General features: G+C 57.1%; 14 protein-coding genes. 4 read left to right on the forward strand and 10 right to left on the reverse strand.

Features of this window, described 5'->3' with window-relative positions; all coding sequences use genetic code 11:
- Positions 1–205: 205 nt before the first annotated feature.
- Both KYK14_RS11465 and KYK14_RS11470 read right to left on the reverse strand, forming a co-directional pair.
- Positions 206–1426 carry an MFS transporter gene (locus KYK14_RS11465; protein ID WP_246601804.1) on the reverse strand — a complete coding sequence of 407 codons (1221 nt, stop codon included), beginning with the start codon at positions 1424–1426 and terminating at the stop codon, positions 206–208.
- Between the two features lie 81 nt (positions 1427–1507).
- Positions 1508–2425 carry an AraC family transcriptional regulator gene (locus KYK14_RS11470; RefSeq protein WP_219158948.1) on the reverse strand — a complete coding sequence of 306 codons (918 nt, stop codon included), beginning with the start codon at positions 2423–2425 and terminating at the stop codon, positions 1508–1510.
- A gap of 210 nt (positions 2426–2635) precedes the next feature.
- On the opposite strand from KYK14_RS11470, the gene KYK14_RS11475 reads away from it, so the two are divergent.
- Positions 2636–4162 (forward strand): aldehyde dehydrogenase family protein, encoded by a 1527-nt coding sequence (locus KYK14_RS11475; RefSeq protein ID WP_219158950.1) that lies wholly within the window; start codon positions 2636–2638, stop codon positions 4160–4162.
- A gap of 86 nt (positions 4163–4248) precedes the next feature.
- Here the strand turns inward: KYK14_RS11475 and KYK14_RS11480 are convergent, their stop codons facing one another.
- Positions 4249–4620 carry a hypothetical protein gene (locus KYK14_RS11480; protein WP_219158952.1) on the reverse strand — a complete coding sequence of 124 codons (372 nt, stop codon included), beginning with the start codon at positions 4618–4620 and terminating at the stop codon, positions 4249–4251.
- 269 nt (positions 4621–4889) lie between these two features.
- Here KYK14_RS11480 and KYK14_RS11485 point away from each other — a divergent pair, with 269 nt between their 5' ends.
- From KYK14_RS11485 to KYK14_RS11495, 3 genes are all read left to right on the forward strand, one after another.
- The gene (locus KYK14_RS11485) at positions 4890–5237 is read left to right on the forward strand and encodes a hypothetical protein (protein ID WP_219158954.1); all 348 of its coding nucleotides are present in this window, start codon (positions 4890–4892) and stop codon (positions 5235–5237) included.
- Between the two features lie 27 nt (positions 5238–5264).
- Positions 5265–5660 (forward strand): DUF779 domain-containing protein, encoded by a 396-nt coding sequence (locus tag KYK14_RS11490; protein ID WP_219158984.1) that lies wholly within the window; start codon positions 5265–5267, stop codon positions 5658–5660.
- A 162-nt stretch (positions 5661–5822) separates the two neighbouring features.
- Positions 5823–6692 carry a manganese catalase gene (locus KYK14_RS11495; protein WP_185282603.1) on the forward strand — a complete coding sequence of 290 codons (870 nt, stop codon included), beginning with the start codon at positions 5823–5825 and terminating at the stop codon, positions 6690–6692.
- Positions 6693–6811: 119 nt separating this feature from the next.
- On the opposite strand, the gene KYK14_RS11500 is transcribed toward KYK14_RS11495, so the two are convergent.
- The 7 genes from KYK14_RS11500 to pbpC all read right to left on the reverse strand — a co-directional run bounded on the left by KYK14_RS11500 (position 6812) and on the right by pbpC (position 17804).
- The gene (locus tag KYK14_RS11500) at positions 6812–7267 is read right to left on the reverse strand and encodes a YybH family protein (protein WP_219158956.1); all 456 of its coding nucleotides are present in this window, start codon (positions 7265–7267) and stop codon (positions 6812–6814) included.
- An 81-nt stretch (positions 7268–7348) separates the two neighbouring features.
- Positions 7349–7813: a glycine zipper domain-containing protein gene (locus KYK14_RS11505; RefSeq protein ID WP_243900287.1), complete on the reverse strand. Its 465-nt coding sequence runs from the start codon at positions 7811–7813 to the stop codon at positions 7349–7351.
- Between the two features lie 232 nt (positions 7814–8045).
- Complete coding sequence (locus tag KYK14_RS11510; RefSeq protein ID WP_219158958.1) at positions 8046–8966, reverse strand: alpha/beta hydrolase; 921 nt, start codon at positions 8964–8966, stop codon at positions 8046–8048.
- A gap of 131 nt (positions 8967–9097) precedes the next feature.
- Positions 9098–12394, reverse strand: coding sequence for an efflux RND transporter permease subunit (locus tag KYK14_RS11515; RefSeq protein ID WP_219158959.1), 3297 nt, complete (start codon positions 12392–12394; stop codon positions 9098–9100).
- A 192-nt stretch (positions 12395–12586) separates the two neighbouring features.
- Entirely contained in the window at positions 12587–13759 is a 1173-nt protein-coding gene (locus tag KYK14_RS11520; RefSeq protein ID WP_219158961.1) for an efflux RND transporter periplasmic adaptor subunit, read from the reverse strand.
- Positions 13760–13771: 12 nt separating this feature from the next.
- Entirely contained in the window at positions 13772–15169 is a 1398-nt protein-coding gene (locus tag KYK14_RS11525) for a TolC family protein (RefSeq protein ID WP_185282609.1), read from the reverse strand.
- A gap of 244 nt (positions 15170–15413) precedes the next feature.
- Positions 15414–17804, reverse strand: a complete 2391-nt coding sequence (pbpC, locus tag KYK14_RS11530) for a penicillin-binding protein 1C (protein WP_219158963.1) — start codon at positions 17802–17804, stop codon at positions 15414–15416.
- Positions 17805–18103: the final 299 nt, after the last annotated feature.

Here is an 18103-nt window from a genome sequence, read left to right on the forward strand (position 1 = left end):
GTCATCCGGAGGCGCAATGGTGAGTGAGTTGAGGAGGGTAAGGAGGGAGGAGAGTTAAGAAGAGTGTCATCCTGAGCTTGCGAAGGATAGTATTACGTATGAACGACAGGTATAATAACAAATCGTTTCAACGTAATAAGGTCCTTCGCTCCGCTCAGGATGACACCCTTCTTAACTCTCCTCGCCCCTTGCCCTCTTACCCTTCCTACCGCCCGTAGAACCGATTAACCAGCCAGGCCGTGCCAACAAATACCAGCCCTACCCCGCATACGCCCGGCCAGCCGAAGGCCGTCCAGGCCAGCCCGCCGGCGTAGGAGCCTATTGAAGCGCCGATAAAGGAGGCCGTCATATACACCGTGTTGAGGCGGCTGCGGGCCTCGGGCACCAGCGCAAACACCTGCGACTGGTTGGAAATGTGCGTGAGCTGCTGCCCCACATCGAGAACGACGACCCCAATAATCAGCCCGACGAGGTAATGCCCGCTCAGCGCTAGCAGCACATAAGCACCCAGGAAAAGCAAAATACCACCGCCCAACGCGTATTCGGCACCGCGCTTATCGGCTGATTTGCCAGCCAGCGGCGCAGCCAGCGCACCCGACGCCCCAATCAAACCAAACAGACCGGCCGTGTCGCTGTGGTAGCCGTAAGCGGGGCTTTCGAGAAAGAACACGAGGGTAGTCCAGAACGCACTAAAGCCCGCAAACATGCAGGCGCCTACCAGCGCCGAGCGCCGCAGCAGCGGTTGCTCGCGGGTGAGGTTGCCTAAGGAGCGGAGCAGCTCTTTGTAGCTGCCGCTGAACAGCGGCTGATGCCGGGGCAGCATCAAAAGCAGGATGCCACTGAGCACCACCATGGTAGCCGCGGCTGCCCAGAACATGGTGCGCCACCCAAAATGCGCCCCCACATAGCCGCTGATGGTGCGCGAAAGCAAAATACCAATCAGCAAGCCGCTCATTACCTTACCCACTACCCGGCCACGCTCCTGGTCGTTGGCGAGGTGAGCAGCCAGGGGCATCAACAGTTGCGGCACCGAGGAAAACAAGCCGGTAAGCAAGCTGGCAGTCAGCAGAATGCCAAAGGTAGGCGCCACAGCCACCACCACTAAGCAGGCCGCTGCGCCCAACAATTGCAGGATAATCAGCTTTTTCTGTTCCAGCTTGTCGCCGAGCGGCACCATGAAGAGTAGGCCCAGCGTGTAGCCTACCTGCGTGGCCGTGGCTACCAGGCTGGCCCTACCCTCCGTAATACCAAACGTGTCGCTGATTTCGACCAGCAGGGGCTGATTGTAGTAGAGGTTGGCCACCACCAGTCCGCAGGTAATGGCCATGAGCCACACCAACGCCGGTGCAATGGGTGGCTGGGTAGTAGGAACAGGCCGATCAGGAGCGGCAACAGCAAGCGGCACAGCGGCCGGCGAAGTAGGCATAACGCAAGAGCAAAACGCACCCGAACAACCGGGTTAGGTTTACTAACTACCAAGCGCCGGCAATGGTTGTGACGGCACGTTTCAGAGGCAGCGTTTGCGGTAGGCGCCCGGCGTGAGGCCTTCGGTTTGCTTGAACAAGCGCTGGAAATAGGCCGTGCTGGTGAAGCCTACCCGGTAGCACACATCGGCCACCGAGGCAAGGGGTTGGCGCAGCAGGCGTTTGGCTTCGGCCAAGCGCTCCTGGTTGATATATTCTACGGGCGTGATGCCCAGCTCCTGCCGAAACACCCGGAAAAACGTAGCCTTGCTCATGCACGCCAGGTTGCTGAGCTTGTCGATGGTGAGCTTGTCGGCGAGGTGCTGCTTGATGTATTGTACCACGGCTGCAAAGCGGTGTGAGGTAGCGTGCCGGGCGTAGTTGTGAAAGAGCAGCTGCCGGGCCTGGGTCTGCATCAGGCGCACCAGCATTTCCTGAATAGTGAAGTTAGCCAGTACGTCCTTCACGCGGCCCGTATCGCGGGAGAGCTGCACGAGGCGCTCCAAGGTGCCCGTCAGTTCCGGCGTGTTGGTGAGGTGGGCGTGCTCGGCGGTATCGAGGTGCCAGGGGAGGTGCGCCTCGGCGTGCGGATATTCTTCATTCAGCAAATCAACGGTTTGCTGGATGGTTTCGGTGGGAATGGCCACGGCCAGGCACTGGGTAGGCGCCTCGTCGGTGGCCTCCGGGAAGTCGATGACCATCGTTTGGTTTTCGCCCACCAGCACCGATTCGCCGGGGAGGTAGTCGAACGCTGGGCGACCGGGCAGGTGCATCACCTTCTTGCCGCGCAGCATGGTAGTGAGCACCAGATGGCCCATGCTCAGGGGCACCTGCTCGGCCACGCGGTGGGTTTCAAACACGTTCAGCTCGAAAGCATCCAGCGAGTACACCGTACGGTTTTCAACCAGTGTAGTCAGCTGCTCGTGGGTGTGGAGCGGGTGCAACAGGGTAGGGTAGGACATGGTGAAAGAGCAGATGGGTGGAGCAAAAGAGTGGTTTCAAGTATTTCTGGTGCAGCGAACAGAAATCGTTTGCAGAAATACGCATGCTGAACCACAAGGTCAAGGCAACTTGCGACAATAGAACGCTTTACTGCGAGAATAGTACATCTTTTTCGGCAGAGTAAAAAGTAGCTTGCCCCTATCCGAACACACTCTAAAACTCCCGCTTTTATGGAAACGATGGAAAAAACTACCACGCTGGTGGAGCGTCCTACCTTCAAAGACCATTACGACAACTTCATTGGCGGCAAGTGGGTAGCACCCACCAAAGGGCAGTATTTTGATAACCCGTCGCCCATTGATGGCAAGGCCTTTACCAAGGTAGCCCGCTCCACCAAAGAGGACATTGAGTTGGCCCTGAATGCCGCCCACGAAGCCTTCAAAACCTGGAAAAATGCGTCGGCTACCACCCGCAGCAACATGCTGCTGAAAATTGCCGACCGCATCGAGGAAAACCTGGAGCACCTGGCTGCCGTGGAGTGCGTGGAAAACGGCAAAGCCATCCGCGAAACCCTCAACGCCGACCTACCCCTGGTGGTAGACCACTTCCGCTACTTCGGCAGTGTCATTCGGGCCGAAGAAGGTAGCGCCACCGAGCTAAACGAAAACACGTTGTCGCTGAATATCAACGAGCCGCTGGGCGTGGTAGGGCAGATTATTCCCTGGAACTTTCCGCTGCTGATGGCTACTTGGAAGCTGGCGCCTGCCCTGGCCGCCGGCTGCTGCGTGGTGATGAAGCCCGCCGAGCAAACGCCCGCCAGCATTATGGTGCTCATGGAGCTGATTCAGGACTTGCTGCCGGCTGGGGTAGTGAACGTGGTGAACGGCTTCGGGCTGGAAGCCGGCAAGCCACTGGCCTCGTCGCCGCGCATCCAGAAGGTGTCGTTTACGGGCGAAACCACTACGGGCCGCCTGATTATGCAGTACGCATCGGAGAATATCATTCCCGTGACAATGGAGCTGGGCGGCAAGTCGCCGAACATCTTCTTTAAGAGCGTGATGGACGCCGACGACGACTTCCTCGACAAAGCCATTGAAGGCGCCGTGATGTTTGCCCTCAACCAGGGCGAAATCTGCACGTGCCCCTCGCGGATGCTGGTGCAGGAAGACATCTACGACGAGTTTATTGCCCGCGTAATTGAGCGCGTGGAGGCCATCAAGCTCGGCAACCCCTTAGACAAAGAAACCATGATGGGCGCCCAGGCCAGCAACGACCAGTTCGAGAAAATCCTGAGTTACCTGGAAATCGGGAAGGACGAAGGCGCCGAAGTGCTCACCGGCGGCGACGCCTACCATCAGGAAGATGGCGCCCTGGCTGAAGGCTACTACATTCAGCCCACGGTGTTCCGCGGCCACAACAAAATGCGGATTTTCCAAGAGGAAATCTTCGGTCCAGTACTGGCCGTTACTACCTTCAAAACAGTAGACGAAGCCATCGAAATAGCCAACGACACGCTTTACGGCCTCGGCGCTGGCGTCTGGACCCGCGACGCGCACGAGCTATACCAGGTGCCCCGCGCCATTCAGGCCGGCCGCGTGTGGGTGAACTGCTACCACGACTATCCCGCCGGTGCGCCCTTCGGTGGCTATAAGAAGTCGGGCTTCGGCCGTGAGAACCATAAGATGATGTTGGAGCACTATCGCCAGACCAAGAACATGCTGATCAGCTACAGCCAGCAGAAGCTAGGGTTCTTTTAGTAATGGTTTAAAGCAGAAGAGCACTGGCAACTTGAATTGCCGGTGCTCTTTTTAACTTTAATAAATAACAAACTATTTGATTTGTGTCAAAGTCTCCCTTTGAAGTTACCAGTGGCAAATTTGATTTTAGCCGTGTCTGAATAATCACGGTAAAAACCCATGCGAGTATCATTAGTAAGGTTGCTTTCTTCTGCACTACCAGAGATACCATCGTTGCAATCCACATGAAAATCGATAGCAGTAAGCTTACCATTATCGTCAAATGAGAGCTTGTTGTATCTCAATGTGATGCCTCTTAATAGTAAACGTTGTTTGATTTGAACAACATCATCAAAGGTGAGTTGCCGATTGAATATAACTTCAATTCTTGAAGATTCTGTTGTTGGCGCTTTTGGACCTGTAAAACTACTAGCGGTCAGAAGCAATGTTGTGAGTAGGAATAAAATGATGTTTTTCATAGTCGAAACATTTGAGGTTCAGATACTAATGATGAATAATTAAATATACTTAATTAAAAGTATAGAGTTGTTTATTGACAGCAAAATGTCCTTTAATTGCCTTAGCTTATTCAAAACAGACTCAATTGCTATTAGTCGTGCATTGTTCATGCGTGAGAAGGTCCTTCGCAAGCGGACGCCAGATGAAGGATGACAGACGTTTTCGCAAACAAGCATCCTTTTCACAGTGAGTTGCGTCTCTAACATATCAATATACTATACACCTGACTATGAAACCCTTACTGAGTATTCTCACTGTCATCAGCACGGTTTCGGCGGCGCAGGCGCAACTGCTACCAGCGCCTCATCAGCAAAACCCCGATTGGACGCTTCAGAAAGTGGAAGCGCAAACCAGTGCCAGTATTGCCACAGTGCCGCCTCCCGCCACCGAGCCTATGCCGAATAGCCTGCAAAAAAGCATTTCGAGCGCTGGCAACCGCCGCCGCGTGTGGGATGCAAAGCGCCAACTTGCCTATGAATGGGTGAGCCGGCCCGACGAAATGGCGCCGAACAAGCTGGTGCTGGTGCGCGAGCAGCGTACGGGCGCCGTGTATACCTACGCCCGCAAAACCAAGTAGCCTTTGCTCCTACCTTACTTCCTACCCATGCCTACCGCCCGCGTCCTCGTTACTCCCGCCGCCGAAGCCACCATCGACTTGCTGCGCGACGAGCACGGCCCGCTGATGTTTCATCAGAGTGGCGGCTGCTGCGACGGCTCTTCGCCGATGTGCTTTGTCGCGGGCGAGTTTCGGGTAGGAACCAATGACGTGTGGCTGGGCCGCATACACAGCTGCGACTTTTTTATGTCGGCCAGCCAGTTTGAGTATTGGAAACATACCCAACTTACGGTAGATGTGGTGAAGGGTAGGGGCGCCAGCTTTTCGCTGGAAATTCCGCTGGGCGTGCGGTTCCTGATTCGCTCGCGCATGTTCACGGAAGAAGAGTCAGGTGACCTCACGCCGGTATTCGATGGCGAGGAATACCCGAATGTTACACGGTAAACCCGTATAACTTCGGTCTTTCGGGATTTATACGGAGAAGCAAGGCCAAAATAGTGTTTCTAAAATCCGTATTTTCTGAATCGTTATGGCAGTGTAGGGAGGCGTATAGATAGGGAACCACAGCGTGACTGTGGCTCTATTCTCCACACCTACACCTTTCCTATGTTCTACCACGATAAGAAAACCCAGTACAAAGTGCGGGTCGAGAAGCCAAATCCGGCGTTTGCGCGTATGTTGCAACAAGCCATTGGCGGCATTGAAGGCGAAATGCGTGTGTGTTTGCAGTACCTGTTTCAGGCCTGGAACGCTCGTGGCCCGGTGAAATATCGCGACATGTTGCTGGACACCGGCACCGAGGAAATTTCGCACATTGAAATGCTGGCTACGGCCGTGGCCCTCAATCTGGAAGGCGCACCCCTAAGCGTACAAGAATCAGCTATTAAGCAAGATGGCGTAGTAGGCGCTGTATTAGGTGGCATGAACCCACGTCAGTTCCTCTCGGCTGGCTTGGGCGCCTTGGCCTACGACTCAGAAGGCGTACCGTTTAGCGGTGCCTATGTAGTGGGTAGCGGCAACCTGATGGCCGATATGTATACCAACGTAGCTGCCGAAAGCACCGGTCGTGCTTTGGCTACCCGCCTCTGGGAAATCACCGACGACCCCGGCATGAAAGACATGCTGTCCTTTATGATTGCCCGCGACACTATGCACCAGCAGCAGTGGCTGGCTGTAATTGAAGAGCTAGGCGGCGCCAAAGGCTTACCCATTCCTAACTCCTTCCCACAAAGCAAGGAAAACCAGGAGTTCAGTTACGCCTTTATCACGCCTAATATCGATGGTTCGGGCACGCCCGAAGGCCGCTGGACGCATGGCCCCAGCATCGACGGCAATGGCGAGTTCTCAGTTCTGAAAGCCCAACCCTACGGCGACGAGCCCAAGCTGGCCCCACCCGTACCCGAAGGCCACGCCCAAACGGAGCAGATGACCATCACGGATACCATCATTGGCAACGTAAAGGACGCTTTTAGCTAAGCTAGACGCGCTTTTCGCTTTAACACAACGCCCCCGTTACTCTCAGTAGCGGGGGCGTTGTGTTTGATACTGGTAGAGAATGCAAGATCAACTATCAGCGCATGTTTCCAAGGCTGAAATTACTTCACTTGCACGGGCAAATCTTCGAGTTGAGCGTAGCTGAGTTTCCATTTATTGCTGGCGTCCTTTTTCCAAAGCAGCATGTAGTTGCCTTCGCCTTCGCCTTGAGGAGCACCAGCGGTTTCGGGCAATACCTCGGCCGTGAAGGTGCCGGCGTCGTAGGCGAGTTGCGTATCGGCGCTGGAGCTGGCGGTGTAGGTTTTCAGGTTGGCAATGGTGCCAATGGTAGCTTTTACCCACTTATCGGCTACTTCAGCCTTGCCTTTGTAATGGGTTTCGCCCTGCACAAACTGCACGTCATCGGCCAGGAGCGAATCAAGCTGGGCCGCGTTCTTACTGTTCCAGGCACCAACAAACTGTTGGTTGAGGCTTTGCACATTCACGGCATCGGTGGCCGTATTGGAAGAGCACGACGCCAACGCGCCACCAAGCAGTAGACCAAAAAGGATTCTCATAAAAAAGTAAAAGGTAGGGAAGACAAAAAAAGCGGAAAGCTCAAGCACAGGCCTGAGCTTTCCGAAGCAAACCAGCTCGAATTACCAGCTCTTGCGGCGATACTCGGAAGTAGGGTAGGGCGTATCCCGCTCCCCGTAGGTGGTATTCACCAAGTAGCCATTGGCCAATACGGTGCTGGCAGCAGCTGGCTGGGCCGAGGCTGAAGTAAGCGCCATAGCAGCAGGAGCAGCGGCTACCCCGTTGGTAGCAGATGCCTTACGAGCGGCCGTGGCACGGGCAGCGGCGGCGCGTTGGGCCGCCGCACGGTTGGCTGCCGCTATTCGGGCGCGCTCTTTCTGTTTGTTGTCGATGTGCTTGCCCACGGCGTAGCCAGCACCGGCGCCTACCACACCACCTACCACGCCGCCCGCCGCTCGGTTGCGCTTATGAATGAGAGCCCCGCCCAAGGCGCCCGCACCCGCACCAATGATAGTGCCTTTAGCTTGCGTACTGATTCTCTTTTGCGCATGTGCCTCGGGGCGCACCGCTGCAAATAAGAAAAGCATGACGAGGAAGATATAACTGGCCTTTTTCATGATGACAGATCGTTAAGGTGAGAAATCAGTATTTGATTCTGACAAGTTTTTGCAAGCATTGTGCCACACTGGTTTTGCCTGCTTTGAGGACACAGGAGGCATATACGGTGCATACTGCCAACTAGATTTTTTTGTTTTATGAAAGTAAAAGTCCCCGGCAGTGGCTGCCGGGGACTTTGTACTGTAACAGGATTGCACGAAGTTACTTTGCTAGCCAGCCGTTGGCCGCCAGCCAGTTGCGCAGGCGCTCGGTCCAGTCGTCTTGGGTGGTTTGGTTGTGCAGGCCAAAGCCGTGGCCGCCCTCGGGGTAGAGGTGCATTTCGGCGGGTACTTTGTGGTGGGTGAGGGCCTGGTAGAACACTAGACTGTTCAGCACGGGTACGGTCTTGTCGTCCTGGGCGTGCACCAGAAAGGTAGGCGGCGTTTGGGCCGTCACCTGCAACTCGTTGGAGTATAGCCTTATTTGATCAGCCGGCGCATTTTTGCCCAGCAAATTATCCCGCGAGCCCGCATGCGCCAGGCTATCCGAGAAGCTAACGACTGGGTAGAGCAGCATCAGAAAATCGGGCCGCACCGAGGTGTTACCGGCTTTCGTATCCACGGGCTGTGCGAAGTGCGTGCCGGCCGTGCTGGCCAGGTGGCCGCCCGCCGAAAAGCCCATCAGCCCAATCCGACTGGGGTTTATTCTAAACGCGGTGGCCTGCTCGCGTACCATGCGAAGGGCTTGCTGGGCGTCGAGCAGCGGGGCCGTACTTTTGTCCGGCTGGCTTTGGTCGTTGGGGAGGCGGTACTTCAGCACGAAAGCCGTCACGCCCATGTCGTTCAGGCGCTTGGCTACGTTGTAGCCCTCGTGGTCGATGGCCAGGCGCGCGTACCCGCCGCCGGGGCAGATGATAACCGCCGTGCCAGTGGCTTTGTCGGCCGGAGCTAGAAAGACTGTGAGGGTAGGCTGTACTACGTTGCTGATGCGTATGCCACCGTTGGCCAGCGTAACGCTGGCTTCCTTCACTTCGCTGGGTTTAGAATTAGGAACGGTTCCCTTGTAAAGGGGCAAAACCTGCTGGGCGTGGAGCATAGGAGCGGTACCGAGCAGAAGCAAGGCAGCAAAGGCAACGTGTTTCATAGTGTGCTAAGATACAGTGTCATCCTGAACGCAGTGAAGGACCTTCTTACGTAAGAACGAGTCGTTGGTACGGCTGTCGTTCTTACGTAAGAAGGTCCTTCACTGCGTTCAGGATGACAAGAAAAAACAGATTACGTGCCCAGTTCTGGCGGCGTTTGCTCGTCGCGCTTCTGCTTTTCGGTCTGTTTGTCGTTTTTCTTATTGCCTTCCGATGGGCCTTCGGGCGGCGTATTGGACTCCTGCGAGCCGTGCTGGGCGTGGCCGTGCTCCTCGGGGTTATAGTCCTTCGACATCTCGGCCAGCTTTTCCTTGCCGTAGGCCAGCTTGGTGATGTTCAGGAACAGCACTGGCACAGCAAAAATGGCGAGGAAGGTAGCCGCTAGCATACCGCCCGTCACGGTCCAGCCGATGGTCTGGCGCGACACCGCGCCCGCACCTGAGGCGAAGGCCAGCGGCAGTACGCCCAGAATAAAGGCCAGCGAGGTCATGATGATGGGGCGCAAGCGTAGCTCTACGGCTTCAATGGTAGCTTCCATCACCGGCACGCCAACGTCTACGCGCTCCTTGGCAAATTCCACAATCAGAATGGCGTTTTTGGCGGCCAGACCAATCAGCGTAATCAGACCAATCTGTGCATACACGTTATTGGTGAGGCGAGGAATAAGCGTGAGGGCTACAATGGCACCAAAGGCACCCAGCGGCACCGATAGCAACACCGAGAACGGTATCGACCAGCTCTCATACAACGCCGCCAGCAACAGGAATACAAATAGAATGGAGAGGCCGAAGATGATAATGGTGCTGTTGCCAGCGTTCAGTTCCTCGCGGCTCAGGCCCGAGAAGTCGAAGCCGTAGTCGGCGGGTAGGGTTTTGGCGGCTACCTCCTGCAAGGCCGCAATAGCCTGGCCGGAGCTATATCCTTCCTTCGCATCGCCGTTGATTTCGGCCGAGCGGAACAGGTTGAAGTGCGAAATCAGCGGCGCATTCTCCACCAACTTATAGGTGATGAGCGAGCCTAACGGAATTTGCTGACCCTGGGCATTCTGCACGTAGTAGCCATTCAGGTCGTCGATGTTCTGCCGGTAGGCGGTATCGGCCTGCGCCACTACCCGGAAGTTGCGGCCGTACTTAGTGAAGTCGTTGATATAAGCCGAGCCCATGAACGTCGACATCGTGTTGAAGATGTTCGTGAGCGGCACACCCAGCTTCTTAGCCTGCTCGCGGTTCACGGTTACTTGGTAACCAGGGGTTTGGGCCGTGAAGAAGGTGTAGGCCCGCGCAATCTCGGGGCGTTGGTTGGCGGCGGCCACAAACTTGTTGATGTTGTCCTCAAACGCCTTGATATCGGTACCGGCTTCACGTTGCTCCAGCTGGAAGCTGAAACCACCCGTGTTGCCTAGACCCGGAATAGCCGGTGGCGGCACCACTCGAATATTGGCGCCCTTGATCACCGAAAACTCTTTTTGCAGCGAGGCTATCACTCCTTCCAACTGTAAGGCCTTGTCTTTGCGCTCGTCCCAGGGTTTGAGCTGCACGAAGTAGGTGCCGCTACTGGGCTTAAAGGAGAAGTTCAGCGCGTTCAGGCCCGCAATGCCAGAGTAGTTGTTGACAGCCGGCGCCTTCTCCTGGAAGATCTTAGACATTTGGGCCATCACGGCGCGGGTGCGGCTACTGGCTGCGCCCGCTGGCAACTCAATGGATACGTACAAGCGGCCTTCGTCCTCCGTCGGGATAAACCCGCCGGGCTTCACACGGAACAGCCCAAACGTGCCTGCATATACCAACACCAGCAGAATGATAACCAGCGGCGTGAATTTCAGGCTGCGCTTCACCCCATTGGAATAAGAGTGCGTAACGCGCGCAAACCACTGGTTGAACTTGTAAAACAGCTTATTGATGCCCTTAGCATCGGCATTTTGCTCCGATGGGCGCATCAGCAACGAGCACAAAGCCGGTGTGAGCGACAAGGCAATGAAAGCCGAAAGGATAACCGAAATAGCAATGGTGATGGCAAACTGCTGATACAGGCGCCCCACAATGCCTGGAATAAAGCCTACTGGCACGAATACCGCCGCCAGAATCAGGGCAATGGCAATAACCGGCGCCGTGATGTCCTTCATGGCCTTTTCGGTGGCCTCGCGCGCCGAGAGTTTCTCGGTGTCGATGTAGTGCTGCACGGCTTCTACCACTACAATGGCGTCATCGACCACGATACCAATAGCCAGTACGAATCCAAAGAGCGTGAGCGTATTAATTGTGAAGCCCAGCGGAATGAACAGGATGAACGTGCCGATGATAGCCACTGGCACGGCCAGAATGGGAATGAGGGTAGCGCGCCAGCTTTGCAAGAATACGAAGACCACCACCGTTACCAGCACCAGCGCCTCAATCAGGGTGTGCAGCACTTCTTCAATCGACACGCGCACCACCGTTACCGACTCAAACGGCACGCGGTAGGCCACGTCTGGCGGAAACTTCTTCGACAGCTCTTCCAAAGCCGCATTCACGCCATCGGCGGTTTCCAGGGCGTTGCCGCCGGGCACCTGGTTCACGAGCAGCAAGGTAGCGGGCTGCCCGTTCACGGTGGCGGCGCGGGAGTAGCTGAAGCTGCCTAGCTGAATGCGGGCAATGTCGCGCAGGTACACCAGCGAGCCGGTTTGCGGGTCGGTGCGCACAATCACGTCACCGAACTGCTCGGCGGTGCTCAAGCGGCCATTCACGAAAATGGTGTACTCAAACGCCTGCGAACCGTACTGCGGCGCCGAACCCACCGAGCCCGCCGCCACCTGAATGTTCTGTTCGCGCAGGGCGGTGGTGACGTCGGTGGCGGTCAGGCCCAGTTGCGACATCTTATCAGGGTTCAGCCACACGCGCATCGAGAAGTCCTGCCCGATGCTGGTCACGTCGCCTACCCCCTTCACACGCAACAGAGCGTCGCGTACGTAGATGTTGGTGTAGTTATCGAGAAACTGCACGTTGTGGCTACCCTTAGGCGAATACAGGCCCACGACCATCAAGATGGTAGGGTTCCGCTTTTTCACCGTCAGGCCCAGGCGTTTCACTTCGTCGGGCAGCTGGGGCTGCGCTACGCTCACGCGGTTCTGCACGTCGAGGGTAGCAATGTCGATGTCGGTGCCGATTTCGAACGTCACGTTCGACGACAGGTTGCCGTCGCTGGTGGCGTTGCTTTGCAGGTAGGCCATGCCGGGCGTACCGTTCACCTGCGTTTCAATGGGCGTCATCACCGTCTGCTCCACCGTGAGGGCATCGGCCCCCGTGAAGCTCCCCGAAATCTGCACCACCGGCGGCGAGATGTTGGGGTATTGGCTGATGGGCAGGTTTAGAATGGACAGCACCCCAATCAGCACAATGACGATGGACACCACAATGGCTGTGACGGGGCGCCGGATAAATACGTCTGAAATCATAAAGTAGGGCGCGGAGGAAGAGCGCGCGTATCGTTGCTGATGTTGACCGTCATGCTGAGCAAGGAAGCGGTGTACTGTACTTCATCAGTCATGCTGAGCTTGCCGAAGCATCTCGCGTGCTGATGAAAGCTAGTCTCTGCCGTCAGCACGCGAGATGCTTCGACAAGCTCAGCATGACGGCCTTTTTAAAATCTACTTGCCCGAAGCCGCGGGCTGGCCCTGGCCTTGCGCGGCGGCGGGTTGGCTGGGGTCGCCTACCTGCACTACGGCGCCCTGGCGCAGGTTCTGCACGCCGTCGCTCACAATGGTCTGGCCTTGCTTCAAGCCGCCGCGCACCACCGTTTTGCCTTGTATTTTGGCGCCCGTTGCTACTTTCTGCTGGGCTACCTTGTTGCTGTCGCCTACCACGTACACGTAGAACTCACCGAGCTGCTCAACAAGGGCTTTGGTCGGAATCACGAGCTGGTTACCGTTGTCCTGGTTGCGCACGCGCACCGACACGTTCATGCCGGCTTTCAGCAGCTTCTTGGGGTTCGGGAATTGCACGCGCACACGCAGCGTCCCGGTTTGCGGGTCCACGGCGCGGTCTACCGTCACAATCTTGCCGGGCATTGCATATTCCTGGTTGCCGGGTAGCTGCAAAGTGAACAAGGAGTCCTGGCGGGCGTTGGTGTTGCGTTGCAGCTCCAGAAAGCGGGTGATATCAGCTTCGCCAATGTTTACGTCCACCGCAATCGGGTCTTCGGCCGATACCGTGTTGATCAGCGTTTGGCCCTGGGTAACCAAGGCGCCCAGTTTCACCTGTGAAATACCAATGGTGCCCGTGAGGGGGGCCGTGATGGTAGCGTGGTTCAAATCGAGGTTCACGCTGCGCAGGTTGGCGCGGGCGGCTTCTACCTGCGAGGCCGCATTGGCGCGACTGGCCTGCGCAATATCAACCTGCTGCTTGGCCACGGCATCGAGCTTATCGAGGCGCTCGTAGCGCTGGGCATCCTGCACGGCGCGGTCGTAGTTGGTTTTGGCTACGTCGAGCTGGGCCTGGGCCTCGTTGGCGGCGGCAGCGTAGCGGGTGCGGTCAATGGTATACAGCTTCTGGCCCTTAGTCACGCGCTGGCCGTCCTGCACGTAGATATTGGTCAGAAAACCCGTTACCTCGGCCAGTAGCTGCACCTCGTTCAGGGGTACTACCGTGCCGGGGTAGGTATCGGTGCTTACCACGTCTTCGCTTTGCACTTTATATACGGCCACTGGCACGGCCGGGGGCGGACCTTGCTGTTGTGCTTCTTCGTCTTTGGAGCCGCAGCTGGCTAGTAGCAGCGCACTGCTGACAAACATGGGCCACACTCGCTTAGAATTCCACGTCATGGGATTCGTTGTTTACTGATTCTGATTGAAGGTAATGTTGCCCAATGCCCGCTGCACGTCCAGCTTCGTGGATAGCACGTTGAACAGCGCGTTGTAGTAGTTGAGCTGGGCCGTGCGCAGGTCGGTTTCGGCAATAATCACATCTAGGAACGTGCGCAGGCCCTCGCGGTATTGCAGGTTCAAGATGCGGTACACCTCCTTGGCCTCGGCCACGTTTTGCTCAATCGTGTAGAACTCGTTGAGGGAGCCTTTGTAAGCACCCATAGCTTGCTCAAACTCGCTGTTAATCTGGTTTTTGGCGTCGAAGATGGTCAGGTCCAACTGCTCGTCCTGCAACTCCGCAATTTTCAGATTCTGCAAGCGCCGCGTGCCTGTGAAAATGGGTAGGGCCAGCTGCAAACCTGCCTGCTGGTTGGGGAAGGCTTGCTTATACAGTTCCGAAAAATCGTTGTCCTGGTATACCCGGTTGTAGTTGTAGTAGCTCGACAGTGAGGGTAGGAAGCCGAAACGGTAGTAATCGATGGTATAGCGCTGAAGCTGCTTCTGCGTCTGGAGCTGCTGAATTTCCACCCGCTTCTCGTAGGCTAGTTGCACGGTGGTATCCAGCAACGTTTGACGAACCATTTCCAGCGTGTCGTATTTAAGCGCCAGGTTATTGCCCGCTTCAATGCCCATCAGTTGCTTGAGGGTAGCGTATTTGCCGGGCAGCGCGGCCACCAGACTGCGCCGCTGTGCCGCTGCATTCTTCAACGAAATATCAGCCCGCAGAAAGTCGGTTTTATCGGCAATGCCTACTTCGTACTGCGCTTTGGCATCACGCACCTGGCGTTCCTGCCGCTGCAACACCTCCAGCAAAATCCGTAGCTGTTCTTCGGTCAGCAGAATGTCGTAGAACGCTTTGCTAACGTTGGTCACTACATCAATTTTGTTGAGGGCCGTCGTCTGCGCGTAGTTCAGGCGGGTGGCCCGCACCGAGCGGGCAGCCCGCAACACGTCGTTGCTATACAGCAACTGGGTAGCCTGCAAGCCTACTGTCGACACGTTTTTCAGGCCAAAGCGCACAATGCGCTGACCAGCCGCAGGGTCAGTGAAATCGACGGGCAGCACCGATGCCTGGAGCTGAATGTTCCGGGTATATACACCCGTACCATTGATCTGCGGCAGCCAGTAGGAAAGCCCGATGCGTATGTTGCGGTCGGCAATGCGCTCATCCAGCTGCGACTGGCGTACGAGGGGCTGGTTGCGCAAAGCAAACTCAACGCATTGGTCGAGGGTAGCATTGGCGGGCAGGGGTTGGCCTACGGGGGCGGTTGTCGGTTGGGCCGAGGCGCCATGCAGCACCAGCAGCATGGCCAAGGCAGCCAGCCAGTGCCGGGGGCTAATGCGAAGCCAGTGGAGGGGCCGGGGCATTATCCCTAGTACATCTTGTATCATGTAATGCAGTCGTTTTACCGGGGCTGCGTAGCCCACCGAAACTGGTTTCGGCGGAGCGCAAGCCCGTTATGTACCCGTTCGGAATACAGAATGTTTTAACTGACCAGGTTATTATTGTGTAAATCCTGCTGTAGCACAGGAGTTTACATCTGTAATACAGATGGTTGCAGTTTGATATTTTTTTATGCAGGAGGATATCTGGCTACCCTATGCGGAAGTTCTATTGCTCCGTTATCAACACCTGCACATCCACGTTGCGGCCGTGGTCGTCGGCGCAGGAAATTTTCAGTGGACCCGGCGAAGGACGAAAGAATACCCGCTCGGTTGCGTTGGCGGTCCGCAGAAATTGGTCGTTCACGTACCAATGCACCTGCCGTACCTCGCTATCGGTGGTGCAGCTAAGCAGGAGCTGCTGGTGCTCGTGGCGGTCGAGCACGTACTCGGTATTGGGTAGGGGCGAGGTGATACTCGGCGCCCGCTCGGCGCCGCCGCGCACCAGCTGACACTGCGGGTTGTGCGGGGGTAGGCGGCGGTACGGAATGCCCTGTGCCTCCTTGTAGGCCGCCACCTCAGGTAGCAAATTAGGGTAGAGCAACCGCCGGTAGCCCGCAGCCGGCGCACAAGCCCGGCAGTAAGCAAACGCTCCGTCTTCCGACACCAGCACCTCGCGCTGGTGCTGGCAGCGCCGCCCGCTGCTCACGTTGGGCAAGAAGTAGTCGATTACTTGGTTAGGACAGTTCTCGCCCGGTACTAGGCCGGTTTCGGCGCACACCAGCCGGAAATCCAGCGCCGCGGGCGGGGCAAACCAGTTGTTGGGCGAGTTATAGGCGAGGGTATTGAACAGGTCGAAGAGTAGGGGCGTGGCTACATCGGCACCCGTCAGGGTAGGCGCGCCCTGTCCGCTGAAATTCCCTACCCATACGCCAATCGTGTATTCCTTATTATAGCCAATGCTCCAAGCGTCGCGGCGGCCATAGCTGGTGCCGGTTTTCCAGGCTATCTTAGGTAGGCGCAGGCTGCTAGTGGCGTTGATGGGCAGGTCGGGGCGGGTAAGCTGCGAGAGGATGTCGGTGACGAGGAAAGCGGCGGCGGGGGAGACAAGCACCCTCCCATCCGGGCGAGGGGGAGCCTGACGACTGCATTCCTGCTTACCGTTCGGCTCCCCCTTTCCTGGAGGATGTCGCACATCAAGCGAGTGTGGGGCTGGGGGGCGGGGTGCTACCCGTCGCAACTCCGCATATCTCCCCCCATTAGCCAGTGCTGCATAAAGCCCCGTTAGTTCCTCCAAACTAGCTCCGCAGCCGCCCAGAATGCTGCTCAGCCCCAACCGTGTCCGGTTGCGGGTGATGCTGCGGAAGCCGGCTCGTTGCAGCTTCTCGGTGAAGGTAGGCACGCCCACCTCTTGCAGCACGCGCACGGCCGGAATGTTGAGGGAGTAGGCCAGGGCGCGCTCCAACGTCACTTCGCCCTGGCAGTGCTTGTCGAAATTTTCGGGGCGGTAGCCCTGGAAGTTGGTGGGTACATCGGGTAGCAGCAGCTTGGGCGTGACCAGGCCGCGGTCCAGCGCCAGGGCGTAAAGAAACGGCTTGAGCGTGCTGCCCGGCGAGCGTATGGCCGTGATGCCGTCGTTCTGCCCCTGCCCGGCAAAGTCCCGGAAATCGGCCGAGCCGACGTAGGCCTCTACCTGTCGGGTGCGGTTATTCACCACCAGTACGGCGGCCTGCGTGATGCCTAGCTCGTGCAGGCGGCGCACGTAGTTGCGCGTCAGGTCCTCGGCGCGGGCCTGTTGGCTGCGCTGCAAGGTGCTCTGGATGATGGCCTCCCGTGGAAACTGCCGTACCAGTCGCCGCGCCAAGTGCGGGGCTAGGGTAGGCGCAGCGTGGCGCTGGGCATCGAGCGGTTCCAACAAGGCGTCATTGATGTCTTTCTGTGAGAATAGCTTTGCGCGGCCGAAGCGCCGGAGCCAGCGGTTGCGCTCCTGCATGATCCTGCCGTTGTCGCGGCCGAGCACGAGGCTAGCAGGGCGATTCGGGATAATGGCCAGTGTAACGGTTTGGGCCAGCGAGAGGTAGTGGGGAGGCTGCTGGAAGTAGAGCAGCGCCGCTGACTTCACGCCCTCAATGTTGCCTCCATAAGGCACCAGATTCAGGTAGAGCTGTAAGATTTCATCCTTACTATAATGTGCCTCCAACTGCACGGCGCGCAGCATTTCCAGCAGCTTGTTGCCCAAGGTGCGTTCCTTGGGTTCCAGCAGCCGCGCCACCTGCATAGTAATAGTGCTGGCTCCGGTGGTGCGTCCGTGGCCCAGCAGGTTGCGCCCGGCGGCCTGCACTACCGCCACGGGATTCACCCCCAAATGGTAACGAAAGTATCGGTCTTCTTTCTCTATAATTGCCGCTCGGAGTGCTGGCGTAATGTCCCGTAGTTCCGATTTCATCCGCCACTTCTGGGTAGGGTTGAGGTAGGCGTGCAGCACCGTGCCATCGGCGGCCAGCACCAGGGGGGAGTAGCGCGGGGTAGGGAGTAGGGGAAACGCCCAGTTGAGGCCGAACAGCAGCACAATCAGCAGTCCTAGTGCTACGAGGAGCCGTATGCTGGTGCGCCGTTTCATGGCTGCAAGATACAGGGTTAAAAAGGTAAGTGTAACGCAAAGTCTCGTGTCTGCTTTATCAGCGCAACCCCACTTCGCCATGCCAACTATCACAGATATTTCTCAACTCGACTTTGCCAAAATGTACACCTACGCCGACTACCTTACGTGGCGGCTCAGCGAGTTCATGGAGCTAATTAGAGGGAAATCCGGCGCATGAGCCCACGCTGCGGGTACGCCATCAGAAGGTAGGCCGCCACCCGGTATGGACCATTGACCAGCAACTTGATACCAACAAATGCGAAGTCTTTTTTGCGCCC

This window comes from Hymenobacter profundi (genome assembly GCF_019334315.1).
GTDB lineage: Bacteria > Bacteroidota > Bacteroidia > Cytophagales > Hymenobacteraceae > Hymenobacter > Hymenobacter profundi.

Coding starts and splice junctions, on each gene's coding strand:
- KYK14_RS11510 (WP_219158958.1), bottom strand. CDS start 8,966: ATGAAACACGTTGCCTTTGCTGCCTTGCTTCTGCTCGGTACCGCTCCT.
- KYK14_RS11475 (WP_219158950.1), top strand. CDS start 2,636: ATGGAAACGATGGAAAAAACTACCACGCTGGTGGAGCGTCCTACCTTC.
- KYK14_RS11520 (WP_219158961.1), bottom strand. CDS start 13,759: ATGACGTGGAATTCTAAGCGAGTGTGGCCCATGTTTGTCAGCAGTGCG.
- KYK14_RS11525 (WP_185282609.1), bottom strand. CDS start 15,169: ATGCCCCGGCCCCTCCACTGGCTTCGCATTAGCCCCCGGCACTGGCTG.
- KYK14_RS11495 (WP_185282603.1), top strand. CDS start 5,823: ATGTTCTACCACGATAAGAAAACCCAGTACAAAGTGCGGGTCGAGAAG.
- KYK14_RS11490 (WP_219158984.1), top strand. CDS start 5,265: ATGCCTACCGCCCGCGTCCTCGTTACTCCCGCCGCCGAAGCCACCATC.
- KYK14_RS11505 (WP_243900287.1), bottom strand. CDS start 7,813: ATGCTTTTCTTATTTGCAGCGGTGCGCCCCGAGGCACATGCGCAAAAG.
- KYK14_RS11500 (WP_219158956.1), bottom strand. CDS start 7,267: ATGAGAATCCTTTTTGGTCTACTGCTTGGTGGCGCGTTGGCGTCGTGC.
- pbpC (WP_219158963.1), bottom strand. CDS start 17,804: ATGAAACGGCGCACCAGCATACGGCTCCTCGTAGCACTAGGACTGCTG.
- KYK14_RS11485 (WP_219158954.1), top strand. CDS start 4,890: ATGAAACCCTTACTGAGTATTCTCACTGTCATCAGCACGGTTTCGGCG.
- KYK14_RS11515 (WP_219158959.1), bottom strand. CDS start 12,394: ATGATTTCAGACGTATTTATCCGGCGCCCCGTCACAGCCATTGTGGTG.
- KYK14_RS11465 (WP_246601804.1), bottom strand. CDS start 1,426: ATGCCTACTTCGCCGGCCGCTGTGCCGCTTGCTGTTGCCGCTCCTGAT.
- KYK14_RS11480 (WP_219158952.1), bottom strand. CDS start 4,620: ATGAAAAACATCATTTTATTCCTACTCACAACATTGCTTCTGACCGCT.
- KYK14_RS11470 (WP_219158948.1), bottom strand. CDS start 2,425: ATGTCCTACCCTACCCTGTTGCACCCGCTCCACACCCACGAGCAGCTG.